Source organism: Marinobacter sp. CP1 (assembly GCF_001266795.1).
GTDB lineage: Bacteria > Pseudomonadota > Gammaproteobacteria > Pseudomonadales > Oleiphilaceae > Marinobacter > Marinobacter flavimaris.
In genome coordinates this window covers 3782055-3798818 of the sequence record NZ_CP011929.1, presented here as the reverse complement: position 1 = coordinate 3798818, position 16764 = coordinate 3782055, and the positions used below count along the sequence as shown (strand labels likewise).

Annotated in this window: 19 protein-coding genes; 7 read left to right on the top strand and 12 right to left on the bottom strand. The window is 57.9% G+C overall.

Annotated features, from left to right (window positions below; genetic code table 11):
* Window positions 1-9 precede the first annotated feature (9 nt).
* Genes rsxA through nth form a run of 7 tightly spaced genes read left to right on the top strand, consistent with a single transcriptional unit; the run spans window position 10 to window position 6189 of the window.
* Complete coding sequence (rsxA, locus tag ACP86_RS17470; protein ID WP_008172856.1) at window positions 10-591, top strand: electron transport complex subunit RsxA; 582 nt, start codon at window positions 10-12, stop codon at window positions 589-591.
* A gap of 29 nt (window positions 592-620) precedes the next feature.
* The gene (gene rsxB / locus ACP86_RS17465; protein ID WP_008172857.1) at window positions 621-1199 is read left to right on the top strand and encodes an electron transport complex subunit RsxB; all 579 of its coding nucleotides are present in this window, start codon (window positions 621-623) and stop codon (window positions 1197-1199) included.
* Entirely contained in the window at window positions 1199-3028 is a 1830-nt protein-coding gene (gene rsxC, locus ACP86_RS17460) for an electron transport complex subunit RsxC (protein ID WP_053114913.1), read from the top strand. The genes rsxB and rsxC overlap by 1 nt, the downstream gene beginning before the upstream one ends.
* A 21-nt stretch (window positions 3029-3049) precedes the next feature.
* Entirely contained in the window at window positions 3050-4099 is a 1050-nt protein-coding gene (rsxD, locus tag ACP86_RS17455) for an electron transport complex subunit RsxD (protein WP_053114912.1), read from the top strand.
* Between the two features lie 2 nt (window positions 4100-4101).
* Window positions 4102-4803 carry an electron transport complex subunit RsxG gene (rsxG, locus tag ACP86_RS17450; protein WP_014576722.1) on the top strand — a complete coding sequence of 234 codons (702 nt, stop codon included), beginning with the start codon at window positions 4102-4104 and terminating at the stop codon, window positions 4801-4803.
* A 2-nt stretch (window positions 4804-4805) separates the two neighbouring features.
* The gene (locus ACP86_RS17445) at window positions 4806-5522 is read left to right on the top strand and encodes an electron transport complex subunit E (protein WP_008172865.1); all 717 of its coding nucleotides are present in this window, start codon (window positions 4806-4808) and stop codon (window positions 5520-5522) included.
* 28 nt (window positions 5523-5550) lie between these two features.
* A complete protein-coding gene (nth, locus tag ACP86_RS17440; RefSeq protein WP_008172868.1) occupies window positions 5551-6189 on the top strand; it encodes an endonuclease III in 639 nt (212 codons plus the stop codon).
* A 60-nt stretch (window positions 6190-6249) separates the two neighbouring features.
* On the opposite strand, the gene ACP86_RS17435 is transcribed toward nth, so the two are convergent.
* The 12 genes from ACP86_RS17435 to kdsA form a co-directional block, all read right to left on the bottom strand.
* Complete coding sequence (locus tag ACP86_RS17435) at window positions 6250-6825, bottom strand: chalcone isomerase family protein (RefSeq protein WP_014576720.1); 576 nt, start codon at window positions 6823-6825, stop codon at window positions 6250-6252.
* A gap of 205 nt (window positions 6826-7030) precedes the next feature.
* Window positions 7031-8026 (bottom strand): RNA polymerase sigma factor RpoS, encoded by a 996-nt coding sequence (gene rpoS, locus ACP86_RS17430; RefSeq protein WP_053114911.1) that lies wholly within the window; start codon window positions 8024-8026, stop codon window positions 7031-7033.
* Window positions 8027-8231: 205 nt separating this feature from the next.
* The gene (locus ACP86_RS17425) at window positions 8232-9122 is read right to left on the bottom strand and encodes a peptidoglycan DD-metalloendopeptidase family protein (RefSeq protein ID WP_053114910.1); all 891 of its coding nucleotides are present in this window, start codon (window positions 9120-9122) and stop codon (window positions 8232-8234) included.
* A gap of 210 nt (window positions 9123-9332) precedes the next feature.
* Window positions 9333-10322 carry a DUF368 domain-containing protein gene (locus ACP86_RS17420; protein ID WP_053114909.1) on the bottom strand — a complete coding sequence of 330 codons (990 nt, stop codon included), beginning with the start codon at window positions 10320-10322 and terminating at the stop codon, window positions 9333-9335.
* Window positions 10323-10324: 2 nt separating this feature from the next.
* Complete coding sequence (locus ACP86_RS17415; RefSeq protein ID WP_014576717.1) at window positions 10325-10981, bottom strand: protein-L-isoaspartate(D-aspartate) O-methyltransferase; 657 nt, start codon at window positions 10979-10981, stop codon at window positions 10325-10327.
* Window positions 10978-11748 (bottom strand): 5'/3'-nucleotidase SurE, encoded by a 771-nt coding sequence (gene surE, locus ACP86_RS17410; protein ID WP_008172880.1) that lies wholly within the window; start codon window positions 11746-11748, stop codon window positions 10978-10980. The genes ACP86_RS17415 and surE overlap by 4 nt, the downstream gene beginning before the upstream one ends.
* 11 nt (window positions 11749-11759) lie before the next feature.
* Window positions 11760-12809 carry a tRNA pseudouridine(13) synthase TruD gene (gene truD / locus ACP86_RS17405; protein ID WP_053114908.1) on the bottom strand — a complete coding sequence of 350 codons (1050 nt, stop codon included), beginning with the start codon at window positions 12807-12809 and terminating at the stop codon, window positions 11760-11762.
* Window positions 12806-13285 (bottom strand): 2-C-methyl-D-erythritol 2,4-cyclodiphosphate synthase, encoded by a 480-nt coding sequence (gene ispF, locus ACP86_RS17400; protein ID WP_053114907.1) that lies wholly within the window; start codon window positions 13283-13285, stop codon window positions 12806-12808. The genes truD and ispF overlap by 4 nt, the downstream gene beginning before the upstream one ends.
* A gap of 26 nt (window positions 13286-13311) precedes the next feature.
* Complete coding sequence (ispD, locus tag ACP86_RS17395; RefSeq protein ID WP_008172885.1) at window positions 13312-14013, bottom strand: 2-C-methyl-D-erythritol 4-phosphate cytidylyltransferase; 702 nt, start codon at window positions 14011-14013, stop codon at window positions 13312-13314.
* Window positions 14014-14019: 6 nt separating this feature from the next.
* The gene (locus tag ACP86_RS17390; protein ID WP_008172887.1) at window positions 14020-14292 is read right to left on the bottom strand and encodes a septum formation initiator family protein; all 273 of its coding nucleotides are present in this window, start codon (window positions 14290-14292) and stop codon (window positions 14020-14022) included.
* 205 nt (window positions 14293-14497) lie between these two features.
* Window positions 14498-15793, bottom strand: coding sequence for a phosphopyruvate hydratase (eno, locus tag ACP86_RS17385; RefSeq protein ID WP_008172888.1), 1296 nt, complete (start codon window positions 15791-15793; stop codon window positions 14498-14500).
* Between the two features lie 124 nt (window positions 15794-15917).
* Window positions 15918-16763, bottom strand: coding sequence for a 3-deoxy-8-phosphooctulonate synthase (gene kdsA / locus ACP86_RS17380; RefSeq protein WP_008172890.1), 846 nt, complete (start codon window positions 16761-16763; stop codon window positions 15918-15920).
* Window position 16764: the final 1 nt, after the last annotated feature.

The following is a 16764-nucleotide window of genomic DNA, read 5'->3' as shown; positions in this document are numbered from 1 at the left end:
GCAAGGCAAATGACCGAATATCTTCTGATTCTGGTCAGCACCATTCTGGTGAACAACTTTGTGCTGGTTCAGTTCCTGGGCCTGTGCCCGTTCATGGGCGTTTCAGGGAAGCTCGAAACGGCCATGGGCATGTCTCTGGCAACCACCTTCGTGCTGACTCTGGCGTCGGTGTGCAGCTACCTTGCCTACACTTACCTGCTTGAACCGCTGGATCTGGCGTTTCTGAGAACCATCACGTTCATTCTGGTGATTGCCGTGGTGGTCCAGTTCACCGAGATGGTGGTTCGCAAGACAAGCCCGTTGCTTTATCGGGTGCTGGGTATTTTCCTTCCGCTGATCACCACGAACTGCGCGGTGCTCGGCGTTGCCCTTCTGAACATCAACAAGAACAACAACTTTGTTGAGTCGGTTCTGTATGGATTTGGCGCAGCAGCGGGCTTTTCCATGGTTCTGGTGCTGTTCGCGGCCATGCGTGAGCGCATCGCCGTGGCCGACGTGCCAGTTGCCTTTCGCGGTGCTGCCATCGGCCTGGTTACGGCCGGGCTGATGGCTCTGGCTTTCCTGGGCTTTGGCGGCCTGGTCAGCGTTTGACCGGCTGGCAGGATTAGGAGTAACAGGTTATGTGGACAAGCGTTCTTGTTGCCGTTGTGGTTCTTCTGGCCCTTGCCGTTGTTTTCGGCGGCCTGCTCGGATTTGCCGCCGAACGATTCAAGGTGGAAGTCAACCCCCTGGTCGACCAGATCGATGCCCTTCTACCCCAGACCCAGTGCGGCCAGTGCGGCTATCCCGGCTGTCGGCCCTATGCCGAATCCATTGCCGAAGGTGGCCCCATCAACAAGTGTCCGCCAGGTGGCGAGTCCACTATCAAGGCGCTGGCAGACCTTCTGGATGTGGAGCCGGAACCATTGGATGCCGAGCATGGCGTTGAGCATGTCAAACGGTTTGCGGTGATTCGCGAAGACGAGTGTATCGGTTGCACCAAGTGCATCCAGGCCTGCCCCGTGGATGCCATTCTCGGCGCCGCCAAACACATGCACACGGTGATTGAGAGCGAATGCACCGGCTGTGATCTGTGCGTTGATCCCTGCCCGGTGGATTGCATCGACATGGTGACAGTGGAACCGGATATTCGCACCTGGACCTGGACACCGCCCAAATCCGGACTCATTGCCACCGATCGCCAGGGAGCCAGCGCCTGATGACTCAACTCTGGGACTTCTCCGGCGGCATTCATCCCCCGGAACACAAAGACATTTCCACAGCGCGCCCGATTCGCAACGCCGGCGTGCCGGACTACCTGGTGCTGCCACTTCAGCAACACATCGGTGACCCCGCCGAAGCCATTGTTGAGGTGGGTGAACGGGTATTGAAGGGACAGAAACTTGCCGATGTGAAAACGGGCATGGGCGTTCCCGTTCATGCGCCGACATCCGGCGTGATCGAGAGCATTGCCGACTTCCCGGTTCCCCACCCTTCAGGCATGGCAGACCGGTGCATCACCCTGAAACCGGATGGCGAAGACCAGTGGTGCCAGCGCAGTCCAGTGGCGGATTATCGTTCTCTGGAGCGCGACGAGGTTCTGCAAATTATCCGTGATGCCGGTATTTCCGGTATGGGTGGAGCCGGCTTTCCCACCAATATCAAACTCCGGCCACCAAGGGATCGCAAGGTCAGCACGCTCATTCTGAACGGCGCAGAATGCGAGCCCTATATCACCGCTGATGACATGACCATGCGGGAAAAGGCCGACGAGGTAGTTGCCGGGCTAAAAATCATGGCGTGGATTCTGCGCCCCGAGCGTTGCGTGATCGGTATTGAGGACAACAAACCCGAAGCCATTGCCGCGCTGCGAAAAGCCACCGAAGGCACCCAGACCGAAATTGCGGTTGTTCCCACCAAGTATCCCTCAGGTGGCGAGAAACAGCTGATCCAGATACTGACCGGCATGGAAGTGCCCAGCGGCGGAATTCCCGCCGATATCGGCGTGATGTGCCAGAACATCGGAACCGCCGTTGCCGTGGCAAATGCGGTCCTGGAGGGTACGCCGCTGATTTCCCGAATCGTTACCATCACGGGGGAAGCCGTTCGGGAACCGGGTAACTTCGAAACGCTTATTGGCACACCGATTGAGCATCTGCTCGGGCAGGCTGGTGTAAACCAGGATGCGGTCAGCCGCCTGGTGCTTGGTGGCCCCATGATGGGTTACACACTCACGACCGAAGCGGTACCGGTCATCAAGACCACCAACTGCGTGATTGCGGCAACGGCAGCTGAACTGCCGGCACCACCACCGGAGCAACCCTGCATCCGCTGTGGCCAGTGCGCCGAAGCCTGCCCCATGGAGCTGTTGCCACAGCAACTTTTCTGGCACGCCAAGGCCACCGAATTTGAAAAGGCGGAGCACCTGAACCTGTTTGACTGCATAGAATGTGGCGCCTGTTCCTATGTTTGCCCGAGTTCGATTCCGCTGGTTCAGTACTATCGGTTCGCCAAGGGTGAAATACGTGCCCAACAGGCAGAACAGTTGAAAGCCGACCGGGCCCGGGAACGCTTCGAGGCACGCCAGGCCCGCCTCGAGCGCGAGCAACAGGAGAAAGAACTGAGGCGCAAGGAGCGGGCGCAGGCCGCAGCCGAAGCAGCCGCGAAAAAACAGGCAGAGGCGGAGAAAGCGGCCGCCGACGGTCAGGCTGTCGACGAACGTGCCGCCAAGTCGGCGCTTGTGGAGCAGGCCCTGGCCCGCAAGAAAGCAAAGGCACAAGCGTCCCAGTCGCCTGCCCCCAGTGCACCGCCGACCGAAGAAAAGCCCGACATCGAGGCCCTTGAGAAGCAGCTGGAGCAGGCCAGGTCCAAGCTGGAAACCATGCAAGGCATGCTTGATGACGCCAAAGCCCAGCAGGCAGACAACGTCGAGAAGCTGGAGCGGGCCGTGGCCAAGAATCACGATCGGGTGCAAAGAGCGGAAGAGGCGCTGTCTGAGGCCAGAGAAAAGCTGGCCGCCGGTCCGACTGAATCCCAGACAACCCACTAAACGAGATCAGGCAACACATCCATGGCATTTGTTCAGCAGTCATCGCCACACGCCCACAAGGCCCGGCCAACATCCCGCGTGATGTTGTGGGTTCTTATTGCGGCATTGCCTGGCCTGTTGGCCCAGACGCTATTCTTCGGCTGGGGCAACCTGATCAACGTGGTCTTCTGTATTGCCCTGGCGATCGCCTCTGAAGCTGCCCTGCTCAAGCTCAGAAAAAAGCCGGTCGCCTTCTTCATCAAAGACAATACGGCCGCCGTCACCGGCCTTCTGTTAGGTCTGTCGCTGCCACAGTTTGCGCCCTGGTGGGTATCTGCTGTCGCAGTGATCTCGGCTATCGTTGTAGCCAAACAACTCTATGGCGGGCTGGGCTCAAATCCTTTCAACCCTGCCATGGTTGGTTACGCCCTGGTTCTGGTGTCTTTTCCGGTGGCAATGACAACGAACTGGGCAGAGCCCGCCATGCTCTGGGACGGTGCTCCGGGCTTTGGCGAGACCCTGGCGACCATAGCCTCCGGCCACCAAACAGCGGTCGATGGCTGGACGATGGCAACGCCTCTTGACGAGTACAAACACAAGATCACCACCCACACAGCAACCGAGGTGCTGAACCACCCAACGTTTGGTGAGGGTATCGCCAGAGGCTGGGAATGGGTCAATGCGGCATTTCTGGCAGGAGGCCTTCTGCTCATCGCCCTGCGGATCATTACCTGGCACATTCCGGCAGGATTTCTTGGTGGGATGATCGTAATGAGCCTGGCCTTTGGCAACAATGCCGACCTCTATGCACCACTATCCCTGCATCTGCTTGCAGGCGGGACCATGCTCGGTGCCTTTTTTATCGCTACCGACCCGGTGTCAGCAGCTACGAGCCACCAGGGGAAACTCATCTATGGGGCGGGAATTGGCATCCTGATCTACCTGATCCGCACCTGGGGCAATTATCCCGACGCCGTGGCGTTCAGCGTTCTGCTGATGAATTTTGCCGTTCCTTTCATTGATCATTACACACCTCCACGCACTTACGGCCACCACAAGGCCCGTCGGGGTGTACCGGGGAGCCAGGGGTAATCATGGCTGCAGTTGCACAGTCCATCCGCCGCAGCGCCATCGGGCTCGGCCTGTTCGCCGTGATCACCGGCGGCACCATTGCCGTAACCCAGGTGGCCACGGAAGAGCGAATTCGTGAACAGGCCGCCCGCGCAGAGGCCCAGGCCCTGTATGAAATCATTCCCGAAAGCCGGCACAACAACGACCTGCTCAGGGATACGGTACAGTTGCCTGCCAGTGAGCGCCTGGCACAGCCCGGCCCTCTGAACGTCTGGGTAGCTCGACAGAACGAGCAGCCCATTGGCATGATAATGCCCGTGGTAGCACCCGACGGGTATTCCGGCAAGATTCATCTCCTCGTGGGAGTGGACATGACGGGGACCATTCTCGGAGTGAGGGTAACCAGTCACAAGGAAACGCCGGGGCTGGGAGACCAGATTGAAACCCGCAAATCCGACTGGATCAAGAGTTTCGATGGCCGCTCGCTGGGCAAACCGCCGCATCGGGAATGGAACGTTAAAAAGAATGGTGGAGAATTCGATCAGTTCACAGGCGCAACGATCACGCCAAGGGCTGTAGTGAAAGCGGTTCAGAAAGCACTGATCTATTTTCGGGAAAACCGTCAGATTATCCGTGAGCGGCTCAACGAAGAGCCGTCACCGAGAGACAAGATCCTGAACCCTGAAGCGATTGCCGGCGAATCGTCCAATACGGAGCATTCCTGACCATGGCAACCAAATCATCGAGCGAAATCATCCGCGACGGGCTCTGGGACAACAACCCGGCCCTCGTCCAGGTGCTTGGGCTATGCCCGCTTCTGGCCGTGACCAGTACCGTTGTTAATGCCATCGGGCTGGGGCTGGCTACACTCATGGTGCTCATGGGGTCCAATCTTGCGGTGTCACTGATTCGCAATTTCGTAAGCGAGTCTGTGCGCCTGCCCGCATTCGTCATGATCATCGCTTCATTCGTAACCTGCGCCGAACTGCTCATGCAGGCCTTTACCTATGAGCTTTATCTGATTCTTGGCATCTTCATTCCACTGATCGTCACCAACTGCGCCATCCTCGGCCGGGCTGACGCTTTTGCTTCCAGAAATCCACCACTTCCGGCACTGCTGGATGGCGCCATGATGGGCCTTGGCTTTCTGGCGGTGCTGGTTGTCCTGGGCGGCCTTCGGGAACTCATCGGACAGGGCACCCTGTTTGTGGACATGCACCTGCTGCTGGGCCCCGTTGCTGCCGACTGGGTGATCCGCCCCTTCGACAACTACCCGGATATGCTGTTCATGATTCTTCCGCCCGGCGCCTTTATCGGGCTAGGACTGCTGATCGCGCTCAAAAATGGTATCGACAACCATCTGGAAGAGCGCCGCAAGGCACATGAACCAGCGCCTGTAGCAGCAGGCAGCAAGCGGGTCCGGGTTACCGGGAACGTATCCTGAGTCCGCACTTGCACAAGACTGAGAGCTGATGAACAAACAGAAACGCATTGAGATCTTCACCCGCCTCAGGGAGGCCAACCCCAACCCGACCACCGAGCTGAACTATTCCAGCCCGTTCGAGTTGCTGATTGCCGTTATTCTTTCGGCCCAGGCCACGGATGTGGGTGTCAACAAGGCTACCGACAAGCTTTTCCCGGTCGCCAACACACCTGAGGCCATCCTGGCCCTGGGAGTCGATGGCCTGAAGGAATACATCAAGACCATTGGCCTGTTTAACAGCAAGGCCGAGAACGTGATCAAGACCTGTCGAATCCTGATTGAGAAACACGGCGGCCAGGTGCCGGAGCGGCGGGAGGATCTGGAGGCGTTGCCCGGAGTCGGTCGCAAAACCGCAAACGTGGTCTTGAACACCGCTTTCGGCCACATGGCCATGGCAGTGGACACTCACATCTATCGCGTGTCGAACCGCACCGGCATTGCGCCCGGCAAGAACGTTCTGGAGGTGGAGAACCGGTTGATGCGCCTGGTGCCAAAGGAGTTCCTGCTGGACGCGCACCACTGGCTGATTCTGCACGGGCGCTATACCTGTACCGCCCGCAAACCGAAATGCGGCGCCTGTATCATTGAGGACCTGTGCGAGTTCAAGCAGAAACGGGATTATCTCTGAATCCGCGGCGTAAAAAAGCCGGCATCTTGCCGGCTTTTTGTTTCAGATGCCAAGCCGCGGTTAGCGCTGACCCAGCATTTTCTCCTTCAGATCCTTCTGAGCCGGCTTATCGGACAGCCAGATTCCGAACAGGGCCTTTTTAAAGGCCAGGTCGCCAACCGTGTCCTTTTGCTCGCCGTTCTTGAGGACCCGCACGCCTTCGCCCGGCAGGTACACCAGATCGAAAACGTCACCCTCGGTGATTTCTTCCTGGAAGACCGCCATAAACTGGTCCACATCCTCCTGGATAGAAGCCATATCGCCGTCGGTGGAGGCCTCGAAACCTTCCAGGGTGGCCTCTGTCATGCGTTCGCTGGTAATCATGCCGGAGATGATGTGCAGAGTGATGGCCTGGGGCTCATCTGCGTTAATCACGGCCTCACCATCGTCGATGGTCTCGGGAACGTACAGACCGCCGACATACAGGTCCATAAACCATTTGGAACGGGTACCTGCGCCATTAAGCGTGAGTTCGGTATCCATGGCGGAATAGGTATCCGGAACATCAACACCTTCCACGGTGAGGGCGGCGGCTGGAGCAGACAGCAGGGCCGTCAGCGTCAGAGACGCAAAACCGGTTGTAAGAGCCTTCTTCATAGTCCTTTCCTTTTCGATCGTTATTATTGACGTGTTTCATTCGTGCACCGGGTTTCGACACCCTTATCCCCGCCCGGTCACGGCATTCTATCAACGGCGCTGGCGGGCGGGACGCGCCCTGGTTCTCATTTGGAGCGATCCTGAAACACAAAAAAGCCGGCCAGGGATTCCCTGGCCGGCTTTGGATCGAAAGAAAAGAAAGACGTTACTTGAACAGCAGGTTTCCTGACAGGCCTTCCTTCTCCAGGATCTCCCGAAGACGACGAAGCGCCTCGACCTGGATCTGTCTTACTCGCTCACGGGTCAGACCAATCTCCTGGCCGACTTCCTCCAGCGTGCTCACCGGGTAGCCCCGCAGACCAAAACGTCGTGACAGAACTTCCTGCTGCTTGTCGCTAAGCTGGTCAATCCACTTCTCCAGGCAGGAACACATATTGTTGTCCTGCAAGAGATCCGCCGGATCCGAAGCCCCTTCATCCGCTACGGTATCCAGAAGCGACTTTTCGCCACCGGCACCAATGGGAGTGTCCATGGAAGCGACGCGCTCATTGAGACCCAACATCCGCTTAACGTCGGCCACGGGCTTATCGACCATTCTGGCGATTTCCTCCGCCGAGGGCTCATGATCCAGTTTCTGGGTCAGTTCCCGCGCTGCACGGAGATACAGATTGAGTTCCTTGACCACATGAATCGGCAGACGGATGGTGCGGGTCTGATTCATGATGGCCCGCTCAATGGTCTGGCGAATCCACCAGGTGGCGTAGGTGGAGAATCGGAAACCCCGCTCCGGATCAAACTTTTCCACCGCCCTGATCAGGCCAAGGTTGCCCTCTTCGATCAGGTCCAGCAGGGTCAGCCCGCGGTTCACGTAACGTCGTGCGATCTTCACCACAAGGCGAAGGTTGCTCTCGATCATCCGTTTGCGGCCGGACTCCTCTCCCTTGCGTGCCAGACGGGCAAAATAGACCTCTTCTTCCGGCGTAAGCAGGGGGGAAAAACCAATTTCGTTGAGATACAGCTGAGTGGCATCCAGCTGCTTTTGACTGGTGAAATAACGTCCCTGGGTGGGGATGTCCTCTTCTACTTCGGCCACTTCTTCGGTGGACTCTTTTTCAACTTTCTCTTCTGCTAACAATTGATCCTCGGCATCGTCCATGTCCGATACACGATCAATGATGATGTCTTCTTGCTCTGCTGACATTTGTCTTGCCCCGCCTCTCAATAATCCTGGATGTTCGCCCGATACTTCTTGTTATTGCGGACGTCTTTGTCTTCACGCTTTTTTCTTCAGGACATTTTGTTGGTCGGCCTGTCATGGCCTTTACCGTTCTTGTTTTTCTTGCGAACGCGGTGTTTTGTCAGTGCCAGGGTGTGCGATCAGGGCAGCCCTCTGACTGCGTCATTCATTAGCGCGGCGGCAGATAATGGACTGGGTCAACCGGATTGCCATTTTTGCGAATTTCAAAATGCAACATGGGTCGTTCAGCGCCACTGCTACCGAGCTCTGCGATCACCTGCCCGGCTTTCACATCCTCCCCTTCCTGCACCAGAATCTTCCGGTTATGAGCGTAAGCACTTAAATAGTGCTCGTTGTGATTCACGATAATCAGGTTGCCGTATCCAAGCAACCCGTTGCCGGCATAGACCACATTCCCGGTGGCCGCAGCTCTTACAGCATCCCCGGCTTGCCCGGCAATATCAATACCTTTATTGACTTTTCCGGATGTTGAATATCCAGCAATTACAGTGCCAACGTGAGGCCAGCGCCATTCAATCCGGGCCACGGTCTGGGTCTGGGAAGCGAGCGGCGCGCCCTTGTTCGCTGCTCTCGTCACCGCAGGTTTGGGTGCCGTGGCGGCTGTCTGTTTTGGAGGCGAAGCACGACTCGCCGTTTTCGGCGGTTGCGATCCAGACGGCTTTTTGGCAGCTGTAGTCTGGCTGCCCGAGGTTACACTTCCGCGAAGATCCAGACGAATCACCTGACCTGCTTTGAGATTCCAGGGCGGGCCAATGCCATTGGCGTCGCCAAGCTCGCGGTAGTCCCGACCATACCGCCAGGCTATGCTGTAAAGGGTTTCACCGGGTTTGACGACGTGACGGCCCCAATAGACCGGGGGATTGTAAATGTCGTCCTGGTAGAGTGCCGGCGTGTTACAGCCGGAAAGTAGCAGCAGGGCCATGAGGGGCAGGAGTGCAAGGCGGCTGGCCAGCACCTTTTTCGCGGGGCGATCAGGCTCTGAGGCACCGGACGGGAACCGCGGGGACGCCGGTGAAACGGCATTGATGAGCCCACGCATGAATCTCACAGGAATAAAACTGACCCAGTTATGAAAAATCCGTATAACCGCTGTCGGTTGTCGAAGCAGTTTCTAAAGTTTTTATAGTAACTTGCTAATATATTGCACATTTTTCTCGCGAAGCCAAGTTACTAACCGACCTCCCTTGTTACCTCCAGAAACATCCGTTTTGTGCGTTAGGTAACACTCTTCGCACACAGTCGCCTCAAATCACCTCGATGGTGCGACCTCTCCATGCCGGGAACCGAGCCACTCCACCAGCAGAACGAGGGCAAAACCGGCCGCCGCCATGAGCAGGGCAAATAGCACCTGGGGATCCTGGCCGGCCTGCTCCGCAAAGGTAGAGGGCCAGATACTCGTCTCATTAAGAGGAACTTGTTCACCGGAGCTGTTGGTACGCCAACTGAGAGTCTCCTTCCAGGGCCAGACCTTGTTGAGCGCTCCAATCATGAAGCCGGTGAGCAAGGCGAGCACGAGATCATGAAAATGGTGGAACGCCCAGGTGATCAGGCGGGCGATGGATAAAAGACCCACCACGCAACCTGCCATAAACAGAAGCAGAATGCCCGCGTCCAACGATTTGATCGCGGCGAGCACGGGCGCATACATACCAATAATCACCAGGATAAAGCTGCCCGAGATGCCAGGAAGAATCATGGCGCAGATGGCCAGCGCGCCGGCACCAAAGAACGCCAGAGTGGAAGGCGCAACCTCGCTGGCAGACAGGGTGGTTATCCACCACGCGATAACAATGCCGAATAACAGCGGAACCAGCAGTGCGGGCTTGTAGTGTCGCACCTGACGCCCGACATGCCACACCGAAGCGACGATCAATCCAAAGAAAAAGCTCCAGATCAGGATCGGGTAGGCTACCAGCATATAGCTGATCCCAGATGCCAGGGTAGCAATACTGGTCAGGACGCCCGCCAGCAAGGCGACCAGAAAAGTTCCGTCACAGGCGTGCCAGAACCGACTGAACCGGCCGCGAATCAAGTCATGGAAAACTGCTCCCGGAACCGCGTTGATAGCTTCCAGGAGGCGGAAATAGATACCGGTGATGAAGGCAATGGTGCCACCGGAAACCCCTGGAACGATATCAGCGGCACCCATGGCGATTCCCCGAAGAAATACGGCTGCAGGGTGGTGGCTGCGTGCAATATCGTTGTCCGGGTTTGGTTTACTTTCTGAAGAGTCGACCATGATTATCGGACAACCCCGCCCAGAAGCGGCACAAACCGGACCGGTTCCAGCTCCTTGTGATCAAAGCGATCTCCCCGCCGGGTTACCTGCACCAGCACCTGATTCTCCTCACCGACAGGGGCAATCAACACGCCACCGTCTGCCAGTTGGGCGAGCAATTCGGCTGGAACTTCAATGGGCGCTGCGGTCACGATAATACCGTCAAAAGGGCCACGTTCAGGCCAGCCCATGCCACCATCAGCATGTTTCAGGAACACGTTTCTGGCGTTCAGTTGTCGCAACCGGTCCCGGGCTCTGTCCTGAAGCGCCTTGATCCGCTCGACGCTGTAGATTTCGGCGAACAGGCGGGAGAGCACCGAGGTCTGGTAACCGGACCCGGTGCCAAGCTCCAGGACCCGTGAGGGCCCGTGGGCAAGCATCAATTCAGTCATGCGGGCCACTATGTAGGGCTGTGACAAGGTTTGGCCGTAGCCAATCGGTAGCGATGTATCTTCGTAGGCCCTATGGGAAAGCGCCTCATCCAGGAAAATGTGCCGTGGCACCTCTCCCATAATCTCAAGTACCCGGTCCGACTCGATGCCGGCTTCCCTGAGGCGCTGAACCAGTCGCATCCGGGTGCGTCGGGAGGTCATCCCGATGCCTTCGAGCTGCGCTGTCATCCCCGCCCCTCCAGCGAAACCTCCAGGGTATCGACCCAATCCCGGAGCCGTGAGAGCGCCTCATGCCGGGTCATGTCGATGTGAACCGGGGTAACCGAGACATAACCTTCACGCACGGCATTAAAATCGGTGCCGGGACCGGCGTCACCGCCGACACCTGCCGCCCCGATCCAGTAACGCTCTTTGCCGCGCGGACAGGTCATCGGGACGGCACCCTCTGCCCGTTCACGGTGGCCCAGGCGGGTCACCCGAATGCCAGCCAGTTCCTCCCAGGGAACATCCGGGACATTCACGTTGAGAATGGAGCGTGGCCCCAGCACCAGGGGACGCTCGTTCTCAAGCAGCACCCGGACAACCCGGGCGGCGGTCTCGTAGTGAAAGTGGCCATCGTTGACGAGGGAGACGGCAATGGCGGGGAGTCCGAGGTGGCGACCCTCGGTTGCTGCTGCAACGGTACCGGAGTAGATAATGTCGTCGCCAAGGTTGGCGTGGGTGTTGATACCCGACACCACCCTGTCGAACGGCTCACGGAACAATCCGTTCACCGCCAGATGTACGCAGTCGGTCGGTGTTCCATCGACCGAACGAAAACCGTTGGGATGTTCCTCAACCGTCAGAGGGCGATTGAGCGTCAGGGCGTTACTGGCGCCGCTGTGATCCCGGTCAGGCGCCACGACCTCAAGCTCACCCAGTCCTTTTAATCCATCAAACAGGGCTATAAGCCCCGGTGAATGAACGCCGTCATCGTTCGACAACAGAATACGCACAGTGTTCTCCGCTAGCCTTGTTGTTCGTTGTGTCGGCCGAGGCTCATGTCCTCAAGCTCGAAAATATCACTCAAAATCGTTGTCGCGTACTGGCCGGGCGAAAGAAAAAACGCCAGCTCCAGACAGTCTTCAGCGACCCACTGCCAGGAGAGGCTCTCCGGTTTTACCGCCAATGGCCTTCGCTCCGGTTTCATCCGGGTGACCGAAAAAAGGGCGGCCAACTCCGGGGTTTGCGCGACAATGCCCCGCTCGAAGGTTTCCAGGGGACCGCAAGCGGTGGTGCCGCCGTCACCCCACAGTGGACCTGTCGCTCCTGACTCGGCCCAGCTGCCATCGTCTACCCGAGCTGCCAGCACCTCATTGAACAGCCAGGAGCGCGCTGCCGAAAAATACAATACGTTTTTCGAGCCGTCGCTGCCAGCTCGCTTTTTGCCACCCCGGCCTTTTCCACCGGACCGGCCACGTCGGTTCAGGGTAGCGGGATCGAGATGCACCGCACGGTCAAGGTTAGCGCCATCATTGCCAAACCGTTGGGGGCCAAAGTAGTTTGGAGCCCCAATATCGCCCAGACGCTCCAGCGCTCGGTCAATAACCTGGTGCTCACCGGAGACGGCCCTCAGGGTAATCGTGAAGCCATTACCCCTGTGCTCCCCGCGCCGCAATTTCCGCGCCTGCCGCGAAACCGCCAGAACCTGCCAGCGTAGGCCAATCTCCCGGATCAGAGCGGTGTCCCGATCCTCGTTTCCGGGACGGTACAGACTGAACCACTGGCGGGTCACAGCATGCCTATCCTTGAGCCCACAGAAACCGACATCAAAGTGACGACACCCGGCGATCCTGGCCAATTCGCGGGCAACATACTCTGTGTTATCACCCACTTTCTCCAGTTTCAAACAAAGATGCTCGCCACTGCCTGCGATTACATCTCCCTCGACGGCCGGGCCGCTTTCCGGCAGCTCCAGCAATTCGTCGACAATGAAATCGCCCGGGGCGGTTTTCAGGCGGCCAGAGGCAATACGACTGCCGCCGGAGGTTGGCCAGTCAAGGCGCCAGTTGCTCAAGATTCCACCGGTTCAAGCAGGCAGATCGCCTGGCAGGCAATGCCTTCGCCGCGCCCGGTAAAACCCAGCTTTTCCGTGGTGGTGGCTTTCACGCTGACACGACTGGCCGGCACACCCAGATCTTCGGCAATGTTCAAACGGATGGCATCGATCTGGGGCGCCATCTTGGGAGCCTGGGCAATGATTGTGGTATCCACGTTAACGACGGAGAAACCCTCGTCCCGGACCCGGTTCACAACCCGACGCAAAAGGTCCCTGCTGTCGGCCCCTGCCCACTCGTCACTGGTGTCCGGGAAGAAATGCCCGATGTCGCCAAGCGCGGCAGCGCCCAGCAATGCATCTGCCAACGCATGCAGCAGGACATCACCATCAGAATGAGCCTTGAGCCCGTGGGAATGCGGAATGCTTACGCCGCCAATAATCACAGAGTCGCCTTCGCAGAAGGCGTGGACATCGAAGCCCTGACCAATACGCATAATGTGCTCCGGAACACTCCGAAAGTTCAGAATTGGCTCAGAATGAAGCCTGCCAGTGCCAGATCGGCGGGCACGGTGATCTTGATATTGTCCGGCCGCCCTTCAACCAGCACCGGCATGTTACCGGAAAACTCCACCGCGGAGGACTCATCGGTCACCGGAAGCTCTCGGGCAAGAGCTGCCTCCAGAGAATCAACAAGAACACGATAGCGAAACATCTGGGGCGTCAGAGCCCGCCACAACCCCGTGCGATCAACGGTCTCAATCACTTCCGGGAGTTCAGCAGTACCGGCTTTCTTTAAAGTGTCGGCAACCGGCGAGGCAAGCAGCCCCCCAACCGGATGGCTGTAGAGCCGGTCAATCAGATTGGAAAGATCCCGGGTATCAAGGCAGGGCCTCGCCGCATCGTGCACCAGAACCCAGTCGTCATCTTTCACCTGTTCCGCCATGGCGTGCAGCGCCGACAACACCGAACCAGCTCTTTCGGAACCGCCGGTACAGGTCTGGATTCGGCTATCGCCGCTGGCTTCGGTATCCGGCCACCAATGGTCGGCCGGGTGCAATGGCACCATGCAGCCGGAAAAAGGCGCGGAATCCATGAGTCGGGAAAGGGTGATGTCGAGAATGAAACGCTCGCCAAGCCGAAGGTACTGTTTCGGTTGCTCAGCCTGCATACGCTGGCCGATGCCGGCGGCAGGAACAATCAGCCAGAGTCTCGGAGCAGGCATAGACAATCAGTTTTCAACAACCAGGAAAAAGGTCTCGTCGTCTCTTATCAGGCCGAGGTTCATTCTGGCCCGTTCTTCAACGGCGCCCTGCTCGTTACGCAGATTCCTGACTTCCGCATAGAGACGTTCATTGCGGGTAGCTAGCTCGGCATTTTCTTCACGTTGCTCGGCAATGGACTGCTCCAGAGCCCATACCTGCGCAAAGCTGCCCTCCCCGACCCACAGGCGCACCTGCAGCAGGAGAATCACAACCACCATTAAGGTCCAGAGCAACTTCATTGCCGATTCCGTTCAAAATTCAATCAATCAAAATACCAACGCCGGACGTTGAGTATAGACCTTAGAGTAGATTAGCAACAAATTCTTCTAACTGCCTGTACAAAAAGGCCATCATGTCCGGAATTTCGCCCAGAACACGATGGCCTTAACAGTTTTTCGCCAATTACCGGCCAGACACTCTGCCAGAACCGGTGGGATCAGTCGATCAGCCCTGCCCTTTGATTTCGCTCAGGCCGCGGTAAGGCGCCTTACCGTCCAGCGCTTCTTCGATGCGCAGCAGCTGGTTGTACTTGGCAACACGATCCGAACGGCACAGGGAACCGGTCTTGATCTGGCCGGCGCAGGTCGCCACCGCCAGATCGGCAATGGTGGTGTCCTCGGTTTCACCGGAACGATGTGAAATCACGGCAGTGAAACCGGCATCCTGGGCCATCTTGATGGCATCGAGGGTTTCGCTCAGGCTGCCGATCTGGTTGAACTTGATCAGGATGGAGTTACCCACGCCCTTCTCGATACCCTGCTTCAGGATTTTGGTGTTGGTCACAAACAGGTCGTCACCGACCAGTTGAACCTTGGCGCCCAGTTTGTCGGTCAGCACCTTCCAGCCATCCCAGTCGCTCTCGTCCATGCCGTCTTCAATGGAGACAATCGGGTATCGCTCACACAGACCTGCCAGGTAATCGGCAAAGCCCTCGGAATCGAAGCTCTTGCCTTCGCCGGACAGCTGGTACTGGCCATCCTTGTAGAATTCGGAAGACGCACAGTCCAGGGCGAGGGTCACATCGGTACCAAGCTTGTAACCGGCCTTCTCGACCGCTTCCTGGATAACCGCCAGCGCCGCTTCGTTGGAGGGCAGGTTGGGAGCAAAACCACCCTCATCACCGACCGCTGTGTTCAGGCCCTGGGCCTTAAGCACTTTTTTCAGGCTGTGAAAAATCTCCGCGCCAACACGCAGGGCTTCAGAGAAGCTCTTGGCGGAAACCGGCTGAACCATGAACTCCTGGATATCAACGTTGTTATCCGCGTGCTCACCACCGTTCAGAATGTTCATCATCGGCACCGGCATGGAGAACTGGCCAGAGGTGCCGTTGATGTCTGCAATGTGCGCATACAGCGGCTTGCCCAGGGAGATAGCTGCAGCCTTGGCCGCCGCCAGGGAAACTGCCAGGATGGCGTTGGCGCCCAGGTTGGCCTTGTTCTCGGTACCGTCGAGGTCCAGCATGATCTGATCCAGGGCACGCTGATCAGCTGCATCTTTGCCTACCAGTGCATCACGGATCTTGCTGTTCACGGCTTCCACAGCCTTCAGAACACCCTTGCCAAGGTAACGGGATGCATCACCATCACGCAGTTCCAGGGCTTCCCGGGAACCCGTGGAGGCACCAGAAGGCGCGCAGGCGCTGCCGACGGTGCCGTCTTCCAGGATAACGTCGGCTTCTACTGTCGGGTTACCGCGGGAATCCAGAACCTCACGGCCCTTGATGTTGGCAATCTTGGTCATTCTTCTCTGTCTCCAAGTTCATGTTCAAATTCGGGAGTCAGAGCGAGAGGGAACGGCCCTCTACATTTTCGCAGGGCCGTTCCCGCTCGCTCCCATAGTCCGCGTAAAACGCCAACACCGCCAATCAGGCGGTGTCGATAGGTTTAAAGCTTTTTACCAGATCATCCACAGCTTTCACCCGCTGCAGGAAGGGCTCAAGCTGGCTCAGCCGCAAAGCACAGGGGCCATCGCACTTGGCTTTGTCCGGGTCCGGATGGGCCTCAAGGAACAATCCGGCCAACCCCTGGGACATACCCGCCAGCGCCAGGTCAGTCACCTGGGCACGTCGGCCACCGGCCGAATCCGCGCGTCCGCCGGGCATTTGCAGGGAGTGGGTCACATCGAACATCACCGGTACGTTCATGGCTTTCATGATGCCAAAGCCCAGCATGTCGACAACCAGGTTGTTGTAGCCGAAGCTGCTGCCCCGCTCACACAGGATCACCTTGTCATTGCCGGCTTCCTCGCACTTGGTGATGATGTGCTTCATTTCCTGGGGAGCCAGGAACTGGGCCTTCTTGATGTTGATCACCGCACCGGTTTTCGCCATGGCGACCACCAGGTCGGTCTGGCGGCTCAGGAAAGCCGGCAGCTGGATGATGTCGCATACCTGCGCTGTGGGAGCGGCCTGGGCCGGCTCGTGGACGTCCGAAATAATGGGAACACCAAACTTGCTTTTGATGTCCGCCAGAATCTGCAGCCCTTTCTCAAGGCCTGGACCACGAAACGAATTCACCGACGAACGGTTGGCCTTATCAAACGACGCCTTGAAAACGTAGGGAATGCCGAGTTTACCTGTGGCCTCAACGTAGGCCTCGGCAACCTCCATGGCCAGCTCCGGCGACTCGAGGACGTTCATGCCACCAAAGAGCACAAACGGCTTGTCGTTGGCGACGTCGATTCCCGAAACGTTTACAGTGTTCTGCGCCATG